The 16,293-nt window shown below is 63.3% G+C and carries 14 protein-coding genes and 1 rRNA gene; 5 read left to right on the top strand and 10 right to left on the bottom strand.

Annotated elements, in window-relative coordinates; all coding sequences use genetic code 11:
* Window positions 1–13 precede the first annotated feature (13 nt).
* Together BM019_RS28835 and BM019_RS28830 are read right to left on the bottom strand one after the other, a co-directional pair.
* Window positions 14–400 (bottom strand): hypothetical protein, encoded by a 387-nt coding sequence (locus tag BM019_RS28835; protein ID WP_092422242.1) that lies wholly within the window; start codon window positions 398–400, stop codon window positions 14–16.
* The gene (locus tag BM019_RS28830; protein WP_092422239.1) at window positions 397–1,782 is read right to left on the bottom strand and encodes a hypothetical protein; all 1,386 of its coding nucleotides are present in this window, start codon (window positions 1,780–1,782) and stop codon (window positions 397–399) included. Before BM019_RS28830 ends, BM019_RS28835 begins: the two co-directional genes overlap by 4 nt.
* Before the next feature lie 513 nt (window positions 1,783–2,295).
* Between BM019_RS28830 and BM019_RS28825 the strand changes: the two genes are divergently transcribed.
* Window positions 2,296–2,574, top strand: coding sequence for a hypothetical protein (locus BM019_RS28825; RefSeq protein ID WP_007928223.1), 279 nt, complete (start codon window positions 2,296–2,298; stop codon window positions 2,572–2,574).
* Window positions 2,575–2,774: 200 nt separating this feature from the next.
* On the opposite strand, the gene BM019_RS28820 is transcribed toward BM019_RS28825, so the two are convergent.
* The 3 genes from BM019_RS28820 to BM019_RS28810 all read right to left on the bottom strand — a co-directional run bounded on the left by BM019_RS28820 (window position 2,775) and on the right by BM019_RS28810 (window position 6,566).
* Complete coding sequence (locus BM019_RS28820; RefSeq protein ID WP_092422236.1) at window positions 2,775–3,800, bottom strand: histone deacetylase family protein; 1,026 nt, start codon at window positions 3,798–3,800, stop codon at window positions 2,775–2,777.
* Window positions 3,801–3,810: 10 nt separating this feature from the next.
* Window positions 3,811–5,040, bottom strand: a complete 1,230-nt coding sequence (locus tag BM019_RS28815; protein WP_092422233.1) for a Zn-dependent hydrolase — start codon at window positions 5,038–5,040, stop codon at window positions 3,811–3,813.
* 221 nt (window positions 5,041–5,261) lie between these two features.
* Entirely contained in the window at window positions 5,262–6,566 is a 1,305-nt protein-coding gene (locus BM019_RS28810; protein ID WP_092422230.1) for an MFS transporter, read from the bottom strand.
* Window positions 6,567–6,748: 182 nt separating this feature from the next.
* Between BM019_RS28810 and BM019_RS28805 the strand changes: the two genes are divergently transcribed.
* The gene (locus BM019_RS28805) at window positions 6,749–7,684 is read left to right on the top strand and encodes a LysR family transcriptional regulator (RefSeq protein ID WP_009044868.1); all 936 of its coding nucleotides are present in this window, start codon (window positions 6,749–6,751) and stop codon (window positions 7,682–7,684) included.
* On the opposite strand, the gene BM019_RS28800 is transcribed toward BM019_RS28805, so the two are convergent.
* The 3 genes from BM019_RS28800 to BM019_RS28790 are packed head-to-tail and all read right to left on the bottom strand — an operon-like array spanning window position 7,678 to window position 10,657.
* On the bottom strand, window positions 7,678–8,607 hold the full coding sequence (locus tag BM019_RS28800; RefSeq protein WP_092422227.1) for a 2-hydroxyacid dehydrogenase: 930 nt from the start codon (window positions 8,605–8,607) through the stop codon (window positions 7,678–7,680). The genes BM019_RS28805 and BM019_RS28800 overlap by 7 nt on opposite strands.
* Entirely contained in the window at window positions 8,604–9,359 is a 756-nt protein-coding gene (locus BM019_RS28795) for a class II aldolase/adducin family protein (protein WP_009044870.1), read from the bottom strand. Before BM019_RS28795 ends, BM019_RS28800 begins: the two co-directional genes overlap by 4 nt.
* Window positions 9,356–10,657, bottom strand: coding sequence for an MFS transporter (locus tag BM019_RS28790; RefSeq protein WP_092422224.1), 1,302 nt, complete (start codon window positions 10,655–10,657; stop codon window positions 9,356–9,358). The genes BM019_RS28795 and BM019_RS28790 overlap by 4 nt, the downstream gene beginning before the upstream one ends.
* 155 nt (window positions 10,658–10,812) lie before the next feature.
* Between BM019_RS28790 and BM019_RS28785 the strand changes: the two genes are divergently transcribed.
* A complete protein-coding gene (locus BM019_RS28785; protein ID WP_009044872.1) occupies window positions 10,813–11,799 on the top strand; it encodes a LysR family transcriptional regulator in 987 nt (328 codons plus the stop codon).
* Between the two features lies 1 nt (window position 11,800).
* Here BM019_RS28785 and mrdA read toward each other — a convergent pair whose 3' ends face one another.
* Entirely contained in the window at window positions 11,801–13,693 is a 1,893-nt protein-coding gene (mrdA, locus tag BM019_RS28780; protein WP_092422221.1) for a penicillin-binding protein 2, read from the bottom strand.
* 243 nt (window positions 13,694–13,936) lie between these two features.
* Here mrdA and BM019_RS28775 point away from each other — a divergent pair, with 243 nt between their 5' ends.
* Together BM019_RS28775 and BM019_RS28770 are read left to right on the top strand one after the other, a co-directional pair.
* The gene (locus BM019_RS28775; RefSeq protein ID WP_092422218.1) at window positions 13,937–14,869 is read left to right on the top strand and encodes a TIGR03571 family LLM class oxidoreductase; all 933 of its coding nucleotides are present in this window, start codon (window positions 13,937–13,939) and stop codon (window positions 14,867–14,869) included.
* The gene (locus tag BM019_RS28770) at window positions 14,859–15,863 is read left to right on the top strand and encodes a zinc-binding dehydrogenase (protein ID WP_092422215.1); all 1,005 of its coding nucleotides are present in this window, start codon (window positions 14,859–14,861) and stop codon (window positions 15,861–15,863) included. Before BM019_RS28775 ends, BM019_RS28770 begins: the two co-directional genes overlap by 11 nt.
* Window positions 15,864–15,996: 133 nt before the next feature.
* On the opposite strand, the gene rrf is transcribed toward BM019_RS28770, so the two are convergent.
* Window positions 15,997–16,112, bottom strand: a 5S ribosomal RNA gene (gene rrf, locus BM019_RS28765).
* Window positions 16,113–16,293: the final 181 nt, after the last annotated feature.

Genomic DNA, 16,293 nt, shown 5'->3' with positions numbered 1-16,293 from the left:
CTCGTAAATAACCTCAAACAACACCCAGCTTGACCACCGCCGCAAGACCCGTCATGACCACTATCAGCGCTAGCGCACTCCACTGCAGCACGACCAACTTGCGCTTAAGCGCCGCAGGAAAACCCAGCAAGTCCTCGGCACTGACCCAGCCACGCTTAAGGTAAAAATGGGGGAAGGTTACAAAACCGGAAATGCTCCCGACCAGAATCAGTTTCCCCCATGGGCCACCGTGCCTGAGCGTGGTCAGCGTGCTGAGCACAGCACTGTTTTTCAGATGATCCAACATCAAGTCCATCTTGGTGTAGGCCATGTGCAAGCAGATACCAAGCACAAGAAATATCCCTGCAAAATCGACGAGTCCGACCATCAGAAATATTTTGTCTGCCGTATTCAGGCTCATTTGACCGCCTCATAAATTTTCTCGGCCATTGCTTCCCCGGCAGAGTTACCAACGACACCAGCCGTAAAAGAAGCACTTCCTACAACCACGACACCACAAGCCAACGAGGCTAAGCCAGCAGTTGGAACACCCAGTGCGACGCACAGTGTTCCGACAATAGGCGTCGTTAAAAAGGCTCCGACGATGGCGCCTCCTCCAACCCCACCGACAAAGTTACCGGTCTCAGTGAATCTGACTTTCTCGCATGCCTCGGTGTTACCCGCTGCACACACATCTTGAACCTTCATGTAGGAAGCTCCACCGCCAATAGCCGTGCCGATCCAGCCGCCATACTTGACGACTTTAGCCGCCTTGGCCACTCCCTCGATGTGCGTGGCATAACCTGGGATCTGCTCCGCAGCCCCGGCCTTGGTCCAACGGTGAACCAGACTGCGGCTGGAGATTCCCAGGGCGCTTTTCAAGTTCGGATGATCGGGGAAGCCAATGCCTTTTCGGGTCATGGAGGTTAGTCGGGTATTGAGCTGTGCCAGCAGTTTTTTACGTTCAGCAAAGAACTCCGGCGACCGCAGGTGGCCGTCTTTCTGGAACGTGCGCTGATGCAACGCTTCGATATCACGCAGCGTGGTTTTGACGTCTTCCAGGTTCTTGGCAAACATCGCTTCACCGATGCCGATAGCCGTCGAACCCTGTGCCAGAAAGTTTTCGATTTCGTCTCGGTGCCTGGCCATGAAGTTCGCTTCTTCCGCGCTGAGCGGTTTGAGTGCGTCATTGGTCTTGGCCGCGGCCTCCATCAGCAACCCTTCTTCGCGGGTACATTGCAGGTTGCCGGGATCGCTGAGCACGATCATCGAGCCCGCTTTAACGTCACTCAGGCCGGGGTTCAGCGACTCAAATTTGCTCATCACGGCTGGGTTGCGAGAAGTGAACAGCACCGACTCAAGCTGTTCACGGCTCATGCTTTTAGGCACGACGTAAAAGCCCGGCTCTTGCGGTTGAGGTTTTACGACAGGTTCGGCATCAGGCAACGCGGGCTTGTTGTCTTCTTGCAGGCGATGATCCAGGGAACTCGCCGCCCAGCCCTTTCCGGTGATGTGTGAATACTTGCCGAAGGTGTCGCCGCTCAAAGGGCTGAACGGGTCATTCGAGATCAGCAACCAATCGCCCCGTTCTACGCTCGCCAGGATTTCGCGCAGATCATCGCTCGATAGATGGCCATGCGAGCTGTCGTGGGCATAAAGCAAATCATCCAGCCCGTCGATTCTGTTGCCGTACCGCCCGAGGGCCTGTTGAACTTCGAACCGGGCAAAAAATGGCGACTCGATGCTGTTGAAACCAACTCCTTCACGCTCACGGTCTTGCCGACGAATAAGGCGCAGCCACATACCCCCCCTCCCTGATAAACGACGCGTCCAAGCAAGCCGTTGAGCGTGTTGGCGCTATTGATAAGGCGGGGGGATGGTGCTGGCCGTCATCTGTCGGCTCAAGCGGATAGAGCACTTGAACAGGGTAAAACCGTGTATTTCAGGAGAGTCCTACAAGCGTGCCTGAACTTGTCTGACGCTAGAGCTGGATCAAGGTCTGAGCAGGCGCATTGCTCGCTGGCGGCCCTGTTACGTTCAGTCATTGAGTCGGGGCTTGCGCTCATGAAGGTGCGTCATTACTCTGCGCCGGTCGCTGCCAAATCAGCGACCGGGTGTAGGAGCCCGAGTATCACACCGTGCACGAGCGCCCAGCTTTTTCTGGGTGCTTTTTGCTGCCCTGTGTTTATGGCGGCTGTGCGCGGGCACGCTTCGGCGTGGCCGGGTCGTGTGACCGGTCTCCTACCCCGCGTACAGCTGCCACCCAGCTTGTAGGAGGGTTTGGTGGTAGCCCACTCAACACACGGAGCTACATCAATGAACGGATATATCCCGCTTCACAGCACTGCCACCGAGCATCCTGTCCTGCTGATCGATTCCAGCGCCTCGCTGGTGGACTTGCTGGCCTGCGCCGACCGGCGCGTTCGCGCCATTCACAAACTGATGAACAGCCTGTCTTGCATGACCGCGCGTACCGCGGATGAAAGTGATTTGTTCCAGATCGCCGATATCGCCTCGCTGCTGCTGAGCGATGGCGTGGCCTTGCTGGATGTGGCGCAGGGCAAGGCGATGCAAGGGCCGTCTCTAAGCGCTTGAGCCCCTTCCCGACGTCCTCTGCGACAGTCTGTTGCAGGCATTAAAAAAGCCCCTGGATCTTTTGATTCAGGGGCTTTCGTATGAGGACACACAGAAGCAACGCGTTATCGTTGAGGTTTATCGAGGGCAAGCCTCGCTCCTGCAGAGCCATGGCCATCGCCGTCCTGTAGGAATGCGAAACGATCTGACAGCCACTGCGCTCAGAGCTTCCAGGCCCCGGCCTCGGCAAAAAACGCCCGTGCGTTGTCTTCCAGGCTTTCCAGGTGGTAGCCGCCTTCCTGCACGATCAGGCACGGCAGGCCGAGGCTGCGGATGCGTTCGCCGAGGCGGGCGAAACCTGCGCGGGTCACTGCCACTTTGCTTTGCGGGTCGAGTTCGTAGATGTCGAAGCCCAGGGACAGCACCAGCACTTGCGCATCGAAGCTTTTCACCGCCGCCAGGGCGGTTTCCAGTTGGGCGAGGAAATCGGCTTCGCTGGCGCCGTGGGCCATTGGCAGGTTGAGGTTGTAGCCCTGCCCCGCGCCGCTACCGCGCTCGTCGGCGAAACCGGCGACGCCCGGGTAGAAGTTGGTCGGGTCGCCGTGCACCGAGACGTACAGCACGTCGTCGCGTTCGTAGAAGATTTCCTGGATGCCCTGGCCGTGGTGCATGTCGGTGTCCAGCACCGCGACCCGGGCGAATTTTTCGCGCAGTACCTGGGCGGCGATCGCTGCGTTGTTCAGGTAGCAGAAACCGCCGGCGGCTTCGGCCCGGGCGTGATGGCCCGGCGGGCGGCACAGGGCGTAGGCCGCCGGTTCGCCGTCGAGCAAGGCGCGGGCGCCGGCAATCGCGCTTTGCGCCGACCAGTAGGCCGAACGCCAGGTCAGTTCGCCCACCGGGCAGCTGCCATCGGCCAGGTAACGCGCGGCCTGGGCGAGGATGCCGCGCAGGGCGTTGGGCTCGCGAACGAAGATGTTCGACATCACCTCGTCACCCCAGTCCTCGGGAATCTCCTTCCAGCGCTGGTGGGCTTCCTTGAGGAACTGCAGGTACGCCGCGCCATGCACCGCCAGCAGCGGTTGCAGGCCGGCGTCCACCGGTTGTTGCACGTCAAAACCCAGGGAGTGCACGGCCTGGACCAGGCGCTGGGCGCGCTCGGGCACTTCCTGTGGCGTGCGCATCTGGCCGCGGGAGTAATAGCTGCGCGGATGGTGCAGCAGCTGTTCGGGGTGGAAAAAACTGCGCATGACCTTCTCCTTATTCGACCCGGCCGGCGCGGGCCAGCACGGCGTTGAGCAATACGTCGGTGCCCTGGCGTACATCCTCGGGCAGTACGTCTTCGGCTTCGTTGTGGCTCAGGCCGCCGACGCACGGGATGAAGACCATGGCCGTGGGGCAGAACCGCGCCAGGTGAATCGCGTCATGGCCGGCGCCGCTGACGATCGATTGCTGAGCGTAGCCCAGGCCGTCCACCGCCTGTTGCACGGCCGCCACGCAGTCGGCATCGAAGGGCGTGGCCGGGCTGATCCAGTGCGGGCTGATGGTCACCTTCAGCTGGCGTTGTCCGGCGATGGCGCCAAGCCGCGCGCGGACCTCCTGCTCCATGGCGGCGATGGCGCTGTCGCGGTGGTGCCGCAGATCGACGGTGAACTGCAACAGGCCGGGAATGGTATTGCGCGAAGACTTGGCGATGCTCAGCTCGCCGACGGTGGTCAGGCCCTCGGGGGCAAAGTCCATGGCCAGGGTTTCGATCGCCAGGATCATCTGCGCGGCGCCGAAGAGCGCATCCTTGCGCAGCGGCATCGGCGTGGTGCCGGCGTGGGCCGCCAGGCCTTCGACCTGCACGTCGAGCCAGCGGATCGCCTGGCCGCCACTGACCACGCCGATACTCTTGGCGTTGTCTTCGAGGATCGGCCCCTGTTCGATATGCGCCTCGAAGTAGGCATCCACCGCCCCGCCCAGGGGCCGCGTACCGGCGTAGCCGGTGGCGTGCAGGGCCTCGGCGACGCTGATGCCGTCGGCGTCGCGCACCGCCAGGGCGCTCCCCAGGTCCATGATCCCGGTGAACACCGCCGAGCCGAACATGGCCGGGGTGAAACGCGCGCCCTCCTCGTTGGTCCACACCGCCACCTCTAGCGGCTTGCGGGTCTGGATCCGCAGATCGTTGAGGCGGCGCACCACCTCCAGGCCGGCGAGCACGCCGTATACGCCATCGAAACGCCCGCCTTCGGGCTGGGTGTCGAGGTGGCTGCCCATCATCACTGGGGCGGCGTCGGGGTCGCTGCCCGGACGCCGGGCAAACAGGTTGCCGATGGGGTCGACGCTCAGGCTCATGCCGGCCTCGCGGCACCAGCTTGCAAACAGCTCGCGCCCGGCCTTGTCGTCCTCGCTCAGGGCCAGGCGGCAGCTGCCGCCACGGGCAGTCGCACCGATTTCGGCCATGGCCATCAGGCTCGCCCACAGGCGTTCACCGTTGATCTTCAACATGCTTCGGTTCTCCGGATTCGATTAGGGTCTGTACGAAAAGTCGGCGAGCGAAGGTCAGGCAAGGCAAAAACAGGCGAGGAACGGCCGGGGTCGCGTTCGACTGTAGGGGCCTACATGAGCATTCCGATCGGACTCGCGCACGAGCCTGTTTTTAACGCAGCATGACCTGCGTAGCGCCGAAGGCGCCCAGCGTGCAGCCACTTTTCGTACAGAGCCGGGGCTCAAGCCATTTCCAGGCGGTGGACGGCTGCATGGCGGCGAGCCAGGGCCAGCACGCAGAGCAGCGAAATGGTCGCGATCAGGCTGTAGAACAACGCCATCGGCCACCACTGGCCGGCGAATTGATGGGCCAGCCAGGTGCCGATCAGCGGCGTCAGGCCACCGGCTACGGCACCGCAGATCTGATAGGCCAGGGAGATCGCGGTGTAGCGCACACGGGTCTCGAACATGCCGCTGACGTAGCCGGCGATCACCGCATAGAAAGACGCCATGCACACCACCGCCAGGGCGATGCCGAGGATGATCAGTGGCGCCTGGCCGCTGCTCACCAGCACGAACATCGGGTACGGCGAGGCCATGGCCAGCAACGACACCAGGCACAGAAAGCGCGTGGCGCCGATCTTCTCGGCGGTCCAGGCCGCCAGGGGCTGGATGCAGAACTGGATGATCGCCACCACGAACAGGCATTCCAGGATCAGCGAGCGCGGCAACCCCAGTTGCTGGGTGCTGTAGGCGATCATGAAGGTGTTGGTGAAATACACCCCGGCAATCCCCAGGGTGTTGGCGCCGATGCACAGCAGCAGCGGGCGCCAGGCGCTGTGCAGCACTTCCATCACCGGCGCCTGTTCCTTGCGCAGACTCTTGTGCGCCTGCTCGCGGCTGGCGAGGAATTCCGGCGATTCATTGACCCCCAGGCGAATCGCCAGGCCCACTACCAGCAACAGCGCGCTGGCGAGGAACGGCAGGCGCCAGCCCCAGCTCATCAGGTCTTCTTCGGGCAGGCGGGTGACCGCGCTGAAGGCCAGCAGCGACAGGATCAACCCGGCCGGGCTGCCCAACTGCGCAAAGGAAGCAAAGAAGTTGCGCCGGCCCTTGGGCGCATGCTCGCCGGCCATCAATACCGCCCCGCCCCACTCACCACCGACGGCGATGCCCTGGACGATGCGCAGCAGGATCAGCAGCACCGGTGCCGCCGCGCCGATCTGTGCATAAGTCGGCAGCAGGCCGATGCACACCGTGACCACGCCCATCATCAGCAGGGTGATCACCAGGGATTTCTTGCGCCCGATGCGATCGCCGATATGGCCGAACACGATGCCGCCCAATGGCCGGGCGAAGAAGCCCACGGCGAAGGTGCCGAAGGCCGCCATGGTGCTGAACAGTTTGTCGTCGGAGGGGAAGAACAAGGCGCCGAACACCAGCGCCGCGGCGGTGGCGTAGATGTAGAAGTCGTACCACTCGATCATGGTGCCGATAAAGGCGGCGGCGGCCGCACGGCGCGGCTGGGGCGAAGCTGAAGGCTTCATGGATCGTGCTCCTTTGATTATTTTTCTGGCAGGAGAGAACGGGAATGCCGAGGCGCTCTGGCGGCGCCTGTCTGGGAGGGATTTATCGTCGCGAGGCTATAATTAGTCAATTTTCTATTTATTATGCTGATTATTACCGCTGCTTATTATCAGCCCTGTCCTTCGACCCAGAGCCCCGCGCCATGTCCAACCGCCTGCCCGACCGCCTGCTCAACGACCGCCTGGACTGGAACCTGCTGCGCACCTTTCGGGTGATCGGCCAGGAGTTGAGCATCAGCCGCGCGGCCGCCCGCCTGCACCTGACCCAGCCGGCGGTGAGCCAGGCCCTCAAGCGCCTGGAGGAACAATTGGGCCGCCAGTTGATCGCCCGGCGCGGGCCACGTTTTGCTCTGACCGAAGTCGGCGAGCAGATCTTCCACCTGGCCGGCGAAATCTACGGGCAGATGTCCCAGGTCAGCGGCGTGCTGGAGCAGCCGGCCGACGAAGTGATCGGCAAGGTGCGCCTGCTGATGATCAGCCGGATCTTTTCCGAGCGTTTCGATGATTTCCTCGCCGACTTCCATCGCCAGCATCCGCGGGTCGACCTGGAGATCGAGGTGCTGCGCAGCTCGGACATCGTCAGCGCCTTGCAGGAGAAAACCGCGACCCTCGGCCTGAGCCTCAACCGCCGGCCCCAGCCGCGCCTGGAACAGCGGCTGTTCCTGCGCCAGCGCTATGCGTTTTTCTGCGGCAAGCACCATGGGCTGTTCGGCCAGCAGAAGGTGGCCGAGGGCGATCTGCAGCGGGAGAATTTCGTCAGCTTCACCAGCGACCAGATCGGCGGCATGCTCTCGCCGCTGACCATCTTTCGCGACCAGCAGGGTTTCAGCGGGCGCATCGTCGCCTCGTCGCCGAGCCTGGAGGAAGTGCGGCGCCTGGTGATCGCCGGCTACGGCATCGGCTGCCTGCCCGAGCATGTGGTGGCGGCCGACGTCGACGCCGGGCTGCTGTGGCGCCTGCCGCCCGACGAAGGCATCGCCGACGTCGACATCCATCTGCTGTGGAACCGCGAACAGCGCATGAGCCGCGCCGAGACGGTCTTTATCGAGGCCTTGCAGGCCTGCCTGGGCGCTCAGTAACCCTGGGCCCTGTCCACCTCGTTCAACAGTGCTTCGCCGGCTTGCAGGCGCCGCAGGTTGTCCGCCACCTGCTCGGCAATGCAATCGTGGGAGGCCGCCGAGGCCATGTGCGGAGTAATGGTGACCCCGGGGGTGCTCCACAACGGATGATCGGCCGGCAGCGGCTCCTGTTCGAACACATCGAGCAAGGCGCCGCGCAGTTGGCCGTTGGCCAGGGCCTGTTGCAGGTCGTCGAGGTTGAGGTGGCCGCCGCGCCCGACATTGACCAGCGCCGCGCCGCGGGCCAGCCGGGCAAAGCTGTCGCGTCCGAGAATGCCGCGGGTCTCGGCGGTCAGGGGCAGCAGGTTGATCAACAGTTCCACTTGCTCGAGAAAGGGCTCCAGCTGCCCCGGTCCGACGAAGGTCTGCACCCCCGCCAGGCGCTTGGCGCTGCGGGCCCAGCCGCGCACGTCGTAGCCGGCGGCGGCCAGGTCGAGGGCGATGGCGCTGCCCAGGGAACCCAGGCCCATGACCCCGACCTTGAACTGCCGCGCCGGCCGTTGCAGCGGCCGCTCCCAGTGCCGTTCGCGCTGCTGCTCCAGCACCCGGTCGAAGCCGCGGTGATAGTGGATCACCGCCCAGCGCAGGTACTCGGTCATGCCCTGGCGGTGGCCCGGGTCCACCACCCGGCACACCGGCAGGTCCGGGCACGAAGGGTCGTGTTCCAGGTGGTCGATGCCCGCCGCCACCGAGTGAATCACTTGCAGGTTGGGCAAGCGCCCCAGGCTGCCGACGGGTGGAAACCAGCAAGCGGCGACCTGCGCCTGAGCGACACGCGGATCGTCGGCCAGCACCGCCTGGACCTGTGGCGCACAGCGGGCGAAGGCGGCCTGCAATTGCTTGAGCAACAGGCTGTCGCGGGACAGCAGCACCACGATGCTCATGACAGATAGGACTCGCGCTGGGACTCGATCAAGGTCAGGGCGGCCTCCCAGGCCAGCTCGATGATGTGGTCGGCGTCGTCACGCTCGAACTGTTCGGCGGTGTGAGCGCAGACCTGCGGCGACGGGTAGTTCAGCTCGCAACCGCCGGCCAGCGCCTGGACCTGGGCCTGGCAGGCACGCTCGAGAAAATGAATCTCCTGAAACGCATGGGCGACGCTGGCACCGCCCACCAGCAGGCCGTGGTTACGCAGGATCATCGCCTTGTGCGGGCCAAGGTCGGCGATCAGGCGCTCGCGCTCGTCCAGGGACAGGGCGATGCCTTCATAGGTGTGGTACGCCAGCTTGCCGTAGAACTTCAGCGCGTGCTGGCTGATGGGCAACAGCCCCTGTTTCTGCGCGGCCACTGCCATGCCGGCGGCGGTGTGGGTGTGGATCACGCAGTTGAGGTCCGGGCGCGCCATGTGGATCGCCGAATGGATGACGAAGCCGGCGGCGTTGACCCGGTGCCCGGCGTAGTGCGGGTCGACGATGCGCCCCTCCTGGTCGATGCGCACCAGGTCGCTGGCACGCATGCGGTCGAAGATCACCCCGTAGCGGTTGATCAGGAAGTGATGCTCGGGCCCTGGAATGCGCAGGGTGATGTGGGTGTCGATCAGGTCGGTCATGCGAAAGTGCGCGACCAGTCGATACAGGGCCGCCAGCTCGCAGCGGGCCTGCCATTCAATCGGGCTCATGTGTTCGGGTTTGCTCACGAATACACCTCTTTAGGAACGTGGTGGACAGTCGGGTTGGCGCGCAGCCGGGCCAGGCCGCAGACGCCGATCAATGACAGGGCCGACAACAGGCTGAAGAACACCGCCAGCGGCAGCCACTGTCCGGAAAACTGGCTGGCCAGCAGGGTGCCGATCAGCGGCGTGCTGCCACCGGCGACCGCGCAGGCCAGTTGGTAGGCGATGGAGATCCCCGAGTAGCGCAGGTGCACCGGGAAGGCCTGGGTCATGTAGCCGGCGATCACCGCGTACAGCGCCGAGAGAATCACCACCGCCAGGGCGATGCCAAGGGTCATCAGCACAATATTCTGGGTGCCGACCAACAGGAACATCGGGTACGGCGTGGCCATGCACAGCAACGCCACCCACTTGAGGAAACGCCCCTCGCCGATACGCTCGGCCAGCAGCGCGGAGACCGGCTGGGACAGCAGCTGGATGATCGTCACCAGGAACAGGCAATCGAGAATGGTCGCCCGGGAAATGCCCTGGTACTGGGTGACGTAGGTGATCATGAAGGTGTTGGTGAAAAAGAAGCCGGCCGAGCCGATGGTCACCGCGGCGGCCGCGAACAGGATCTGCTTCCAGCAGCTGCGCAGCACTTCCATCACCGGGTACTGGGCGGTTTCGTTGTTGTCCCGGGCCTTGGCGAACTCCGGCGACTCATGCACGCCGGAACGGATCATCAGGCCGAACATCATCAGCACACCGCTGGCGAGGAACGGCAGGCGCCAACCCCACTCAAGGAAGTCCTGCTGATCCAGGCTGGTCACCAGGCGGAAGGCGATCAACGCCAGCAGCAGGCCGGCCGGGCTGCCGAGCTGGGCGAAGGAGGCGTAGAAGGTCTTGCGCTTGACCGGGGCATGTTCGCTGGCCATCAGCACCGCCCCGCCCCACTCGCCGCCCACGGAAATGCCCTGGATGATGCGAAGTACGATCAGGCTGATAGGCGCCCAGATGCCGACGCTGGCATAGCTGGGCAACAGGCCGATGCCGGTGGTGGCCAGGCCCATCAGCGCCATGGTCACCAGCAGCATTTTCTTGCGCCCGAGGCGATCGCCGAGGTGGCCGAACACCATGCCGGCCATGGGCCGGGCAACGAAACCCACGGCGAAGCTGCCGAAGGCCGCAAGGGTGCTCATCACTGGGTCGCTGCTGGGAAAGAACACCTGGCCGAGGACCAGGGCCGCGGCCGTGGCATAGATGTAGAAGTCGTAGAACTCGATGGTCGTGCCGATAAAGGCCGCCGCCGCGGCTCGGCGCGGCTGAGGAGTGCTGTGCATGCAAGGACCCTGTGTATTTGTAGTTTTGGGCAGGTGCGGAAGGCTGATCACGCGGCGCTCTCTGGCGCTTGTGGGCTTTATCGCCGGCGTGCCAGGATTAGTCAATTTTCAAATCCTTATCTTTGCTATTAGCACTGCTACTACCTGGAGTCGTCATGCCCGCACCGCTCTCCACCTCCAACCCCTGGGTCGGTCGGCGTTTCCTCAACGATCGCCTGGACTGGAACCTGCTGCGCACCTACCTGGTGATCGGCCAGGAAGGCAGCATGAGCCGCGCCGCCGCGCGCCTGCACATCACCCAGTCGGCGGTCAGCCAAGCCCTCAAGCGCCTGGAGGAACAGCTCGATTGCGTGTTGATCGCGCGCAGCGGACGGCGCTTCGAGCTGACGGAAACCGGGGAGGAAGTGCTGCGCATCGCCACCGATATCTACGGCGATATCTCGCGCCTGGGCACGGTGCTGGAGAGCCGCAACGACGATGTGGTGGGCAAGATCCGCATCCTTACCGTCAGCGGTGTGCAAGCGCCGCATTACGACGAGTTCCTCGCCGACTTCCATGAAGCCCACCCGAAAATCGAGCTGGAAGTCGAGGTGATGGGCAGCTCGGACATCATCAGTTCGCTGCTGCAAAAGACCGCGACCCTGGGGGTCGGGCTGTGCCGCCTGCCACAACCCCGGCTGGAACAGCGGGTGCTGTTTCGCGAGCGGTATGCCTACTTCTGCGGCCAGCGCCACCGGCTGTTCGGCCAGCAGGACCTGAGCCTGCAACAACTGGCCAACGAGAACTTCGTCAGCTTCACTAGCGACCAGTTGGGGGGCAACCTGTCACCGCTGACGCTGTTTCGCGACCAGCAGGGCTTTACCGGCAAGATCGTCGCCTCCTCCACCAGCTTCGAGGAGATTTACCGCCTGATCTGCGCGGGATTCGGTATCGGCTGCCTGCCGATCCATCTGGTCCGGCGGGATGTCGAGCAAGGGCTGCTCTGGCGTTTGCCGCCGGACGAGGGCGTGGTGGATTTCGATATCCAGCTGCTGTGGCACCGGGAACAGAAGATGAGCCAGGCCGAAACCCTGTTCCTGGACAGCATCCAGCACATGCTCAGTATTCGTGAGCAGGTGCCGGACAGCCTGATGTTCAAATGACTCAGGCGTGGGGAACGTCCGGCCCCTTGCCAGGGCTGGCGTATTGCGGCTTCAGGTGGCCTTGCTGATCGAGCAGCCAGGCATCCATGACCTGACGTACCACGGGGCCGGCGACCCGGCCGCCGGCCTCGCCGTTCTCGATCATCACCGCTACCACGATCTGCGGGTGCTCGGCCGGCGCGAAGCCGACGAACAAGGCATTGTCACGATGGCGCTCGCGGGTCTTGAGACGGTTGTAGCGCTCGCCCTGCTTGATCGCCACCACCTGCGCCGTACCGCTCTTGCCGGCGATGCGGTATTGCGCGCCGGCCGCCGCGTCGCGCGCGGTGCCCCGAGGCGCGTGCATCACCATCTGCATGCCGTGGCTGACCAGGTCCCAGTCGACCGGGTCCTTGAGCCGGATGTTCGGCATCGGGTGTTCGTCCACCGGCGCCACGCCATCGATGGTCTTGGCCAGATGAGGGCGATTCCACACGCCCTTGTTGGCGATCAGCGCCGTCGCCTGGGCCAGTTGCAACGGCGTGACCTGCATATACCCTTGGCCAATGCCGAGAATCACCGTCTCGCCGGGGAACCACGGCTGACGCCGGGTGGCGCGCTTCCAGGCCTGGGACGGCATCAGTCCCGACGCCTCCTCGAACATGTCCAGGGAGACTTTCTCGCCCAGGCCGAACATCGCCAGGTAATCGTGCAGGCGATCGATACCGAGCTTGTGCGCCAGGTCATAGAAGTAGGTGTCGTTGGAACGCATGATCGCCGCGTCCAGGTCCACCCAGCCATCGCCGCTGTGGTTCCAGTTACGGTATTTGTGGTCGACGTCCGGCAGTTGGTAGTAACCCGGATCGAACACCCGGGTCGAGGCGTTGACCACCCCGGAGTCCAGGCCAGCGATCGCCACCTCCGGCTTGATGGTCGAACCCGGCGCATACAGGCCGCGCAGCACGCGGTTGAACAGCGGCCGGTCGATGGAATCGCGTAACGCGCTGTACTCCTTGAAGCTGATGCCGGTGACGAACAGGTTCGGGTCGAAGCTCGGCTTGCTGACCATGGCCAGCACTTCGCCGGTCTGCGGATCGAGGGCCACCACCGATCCGCGACGGTCGCCCAGGGCCGCCTCGGCCGCCTCCTGCAACTTCACGTCGAGGCTGAGCACGATGTTTTTCCCAGGGATCGGATCGGTGTGCTTGAGCACCCGCATGACCCGGCCCTGGGCGTTGGTTTCCACCTCTTCATAGCCGACATGGCCATGCAGCTGGGACTCGTAGAAGCGCTCGATCCCGGTCTTGCCGATCGACTGGGTGCCGCGGTACTCCACCGAATCCAGGACCTTGGCTTCCTTCTCGTTGATGCGCCCGACATAGCCGATGGAATGGGCGAAGTGCGCGCCCATCGGATAGTGCCGCACGAACTGCGCCTCGACCTCCAGCCCCGGCAAGCGGTACTCGTTGACCGCCAGCACGGCGATCTGCTCTTCGGTCAGCTCATAGAACAGGGTGACCGGCACGAACGGGTGGCGTGATTGCTTCAGCGCCTTGTCGAACAGCGCGCGGTCTTCGGCGGGCAGGTGCAGCAGGCTGACCACCTGGTCCAGCTCGCCTTTCAGATCGGTGGTGCGCTCGCGGGTGATAGTCAGGTTGAAGCTGGGGCGGTTGTCGGCCAGCAGCACGCCGTTGCGGTCGTAGATCAGGCCGCGAGTCGGGGTGATGGGCAGCACGTGCACCCGATTGTTTTCGGAAATGGTCGAGTGATAGTCAAATTCGACCACCTGCAGGAAGTACAGGCGCCCGATCAGGGTGCAGGTGATGGCGACCACCAGGAGCGCGCAGGCCAACAGTCTTTTGTTGACCAGCCGCGTCTCTTTTTCGTGGTCCTTGATCGGTATCGGTTCAGGCATTGCTACAGCTTCTCGTGGAATAGTGAACGCTGATCCGTGCGGGTGAATGTCGGTCCCTTGAAAAGCGAGCTGCACCATACCAAAAACCGTCCCGGCGCTTTCATGAAGAATTCAGCCGATTCGTGATGCCCGCTCAAGATTGTTGTTCCGATTCATGCATTTTTCCGTGGGCCGGACCTGGGGATACTGCTGCGCTGTGATCCCTATGACCGTCTTGCCACGGGCGAGACGCTGGAGCCCTTCATGCATCCTCGTTTTCAACGCCTGCTTGGCAGGAACAACTTTTCCGTCGGTCTGGAACTGCCGCTCGATAACGACTGGTCCAGCGATGGCCAGCGCCTGCGCCAGGCCGAAGGTCGCCCCTTCGGCGTGCCGGACCTCAAGCAACACGCCACCCTCGCCCGCCTGGCGGACCAGGCCGGCTTTCGCGCGCTATGGGTCCGTGACGTACCGGTGTACGACCCGAATTTCGGCGATGCCGCTCAGGTCTTCGAAACCTTTTCCTACCTCGGCTACCTGGCCGGCATCACGCAGAACATCATGCTCGGAACCGCCGCGGTGGTCTTGCCGTTGCGTCAGCCGTGGCTGACCCTCAAGGCCGCCAACAGCATCGACGAGTTGAGCGATGGTCGCTTGCTGCTGGGGGTCGCCAGTGGTGACCGGCCGATGGAGTATCCGCTGTTCGGTGTCGATTACGCCCAGCGCGCAGAGCTCTTTCGCGATGCTGTCGAGCTGTTGCACAGCCAGGGACAGGATCGCTTGCCCGAGGGTGCGCATCTGCTGCCACAGCGTCCTGAAGCCGCACCGCTGCTGGTGGCCGGGCTGGGTCAGCAATCGCCGGCCTGGATCGGTGAACACATGGATGGCTGGCTCGCCTACCCGGGCACCCCGGACGAACATCGCCGACGCGTCGCGCTCTGGCGTGAGGTCGGTGGCGCCAAACCCTATATCAGCTTCGTCCATCTGGACCTTGCCGCTGACCCACATGCGCCCATGCAGCGCCTGCGCTTTGGTGGTCGCTGTGGGCGCCAGGCACTGATCGAGGAACTGCAGGCCCTGCGTGAGGCAGGCGTACAGCATGTCGGCCTGCATCTGCGCCGCAGTGAACGCCCCGTGGCCGAGGCCATCGAGGAAATTGCCGAATTCGTACTGCCGAGGTTTCACCATGCCAACTGAATACAACGCCTGGGGCTGGACCGCAGGAGCCGGCCTGGAAGGCCTTCAACTGATCCGCAAGACATTGCCGCAACCGGGAGCGAATGAAGTGCTGATCGCCAATACCGCGATCGCCCTCAATCCGGTGGACTGGAAGATCATCGAGTGGGGACATGCCGATTGGCATACCGGCCGCGTGCCTGGTGTCGATGGCGTTGGCGTGGTGGTGGCCGCAGGGTCAGCGGTGACGCCGAAGATCGGTACGCGGGTGGCTTATCACCAGTCGTTGAACCGTGATGGCAGCTTCGCCGAGTATTGCCTGCTCGATGCCAATGCGGCGTTGCCGGTTCCTGAGTCACTGGATGACGCAGTTGCCGCCAGCCTGCCCTGCCCCGGCCTGACCGCCTTGCAGGCGCTGGATAAGGTCCCCGTTGTGGGTGCGCGTGATGTGCTAGTGGTGGGGGCCGGAGGCGCGGTGGGTTCGTTGCTGGTCCAATTGGCGGTGCAACGCGGTTTGCGCGTGTGGGCGACGGCGTCTGCCCAGCATCATGCGCGGTTGCTGGCGCAAGGCGCGGTCGGGGTTTTCGACTATCGGGCAGACACCTGGCAAACCGAGCTGCAATCACGATTGGGGGAGCGTCGCCTGCATGCGCTGTTCGATACCGTCAGCGGGGCTCAGGCGCGCAGCCTGGCAGCACTGCTGGGTTACAACGGGCACCTGGTGTGTATTCAGGATCGTCAGGAGGCAGCGCCATTGCCGGCGTTCAGCACCGCGATCTCACTCCACGAGGTGGCCCTCAACAGTATTCATGCTTACGGCAGCCGGGCCGACTGGCAACAGCTACGTCAGTACGCTGAGCAACTGATGTGCGGGGCTGTATCGGGTCTGCTGCAACCTGCACCGCTGATTGAGTTCGACTTCAACCAGTTGCCGGAGAAACTGCGGGCATTGAAGAATGGCGAGCAGCATGGCAAGTGGGTAGCCCGGCTAACGCACAACAGCCTGGGACGTTAACGCCCGCCAAGGGTGCCTTCGGCTTGAGGTAGTTCTTGAGTCGAAGGGCGCGGCTCTCCGGTGACTGGCAAGGTTTTTCCGCGCGCAAAAACAAAACCCCAACTGCTTTCGCAATTGGGGTTTCGGAATTTAATCTTGACGATGACCTACTCTCACATGGGGAAACCCCACACTACCATCGGCGATGCATCGTTTCACTTCTGAGTTCGGGATGGGATCAGGTGGTTCCAATGCTCTATGGTCGTCAAGAAATTCGGTGTGCCGAGCCGTCTTTCGACGTTTCAGCAAATTGGGTATGCGATAGTTTGTGTGTTTTCTCGAACTTTCGGTTCGTTTCGTCTTCACACACCGCAATCTGGCTGTTACGCGCAAATTGCTTGGGTGTTATATGGTCAAGCCTCACGGGCAATTAGTATTGGTTAGCTCAACG

Origin of the sequence: Pseudomonas sp. NFPP07, from assembly GCF_900115645.1 — a bacterium.
Classification (GTDB): Bacteria; Pseudomonadota; Gammaproteobacteria; order Pseudomonadales; family Pseudomonadaceae; genus Aquipseudomonas; species Aquipseudomonas chlororaphis.
Note: the sequence above shows the minus strand (reverse complement) of the source record. Positions and strands in the feature narration are given on the sequence as shown.

What these genes read in the sequence shown, in the direction of transcription:
- BM019_RS28835 (WP_092422242.1), bottom strand. Translation starts at nt 400, where the DNA reads ATGAGCCTGAATACGGCAGACAAAATATTTCTGATGGTCGGACTCGTC.
- BM019_RS28830 (WP_092422239.1), bottom strand. Translation starts at nt 1,782, where the DNA reads ATGTGGCTGCGCCTTATTCGTCGGCAAGACCGTGAGCGTGAAGGAGTT.
- BM019_RS28825 (WP_007928223.1), top strand. Translation starts at nt 2,296, where the DNA reads ATGAACGGATATATCCCGCTTCACAGCACTGCCACCGAGCATCCTGTC.
- BM019_RS28820 (WP_092422236.1), bottom strand. Translation starts at nt 3,800, where the DNA reads ATGCGCAGTTTTTTCCACCCCGAACAGCTGCTGCACCATCCGCGCAGC.
- BM019_RS28815 (WP_092422233.1), bottom strand. Translation starts at nt 5,040, where the DNA reads ATGTTGAAGATCAACGGTGAACGCCTGTGGGCGAGCCTGATGGCCATG.
- BM019_RS28810 (WP_092422230.1), bottom strand. Translation starts at nt 6,566, where the DNA reads ATGAAGCCTTCAGCTTCGCCCCAGCCGCGCCGTGCGGCCGCCGCCGCC.
- BM019_RS28805 (WP_009044868.1), top strand. Translation starts at nt 6,749, where the DNA reads ATGTCCAACCGCCTGCCCGACCGCCTGCTCAACGACCGCCTGGACTGG.
- BM019_RS28800 (WP_092422227.1), bottom strand. Translation starts at nt 8,607, where the DNA reads ATGAGCATCGTGGTGCTGCTGTCCCGCGACAGCCTGTTGCTCAAGCAA.
- BM019_RS28790 (WP_092422224.1), bottom strand. Translation starts at nt 10,657, where the DNA reads ATGCACAGCACTCCTCAGCCGCGCCGAGCCGCGGCGGCGGCCTTTATC.
- BM019_RS28785 (WP_009044872.1), top strand. Translation starts at nt 10,813, where the DNA reads ATGCCCGCACCGCTCTCCACCTCCAACCCCTGGGTCGGTCGGCGTTTC.
- mrdA (WP_092422221.1), bottom strand. Translation starts at nt 13,693, where the DNA reads ATGCCTGAACCGATACCGATCAAGGACCACGAAAAAGAGACGCGGCTG.
- BM019_RS28775 (WP_092422218.1), top strand. Translation starts at nt 13,937, where the DNA reads ATGCATCCTCGTTTTCAACGCCTGCTTGGCAGGAACAACTTTTCCGTC.
- BM019_RS28770 (WP_092422215.1), top strand. Translation starts at nt 14,859, where the DNA reads ATGCCAACTGAATACAACGCCTGGGGCTGGACCGCAGGAGCCGGCCTG.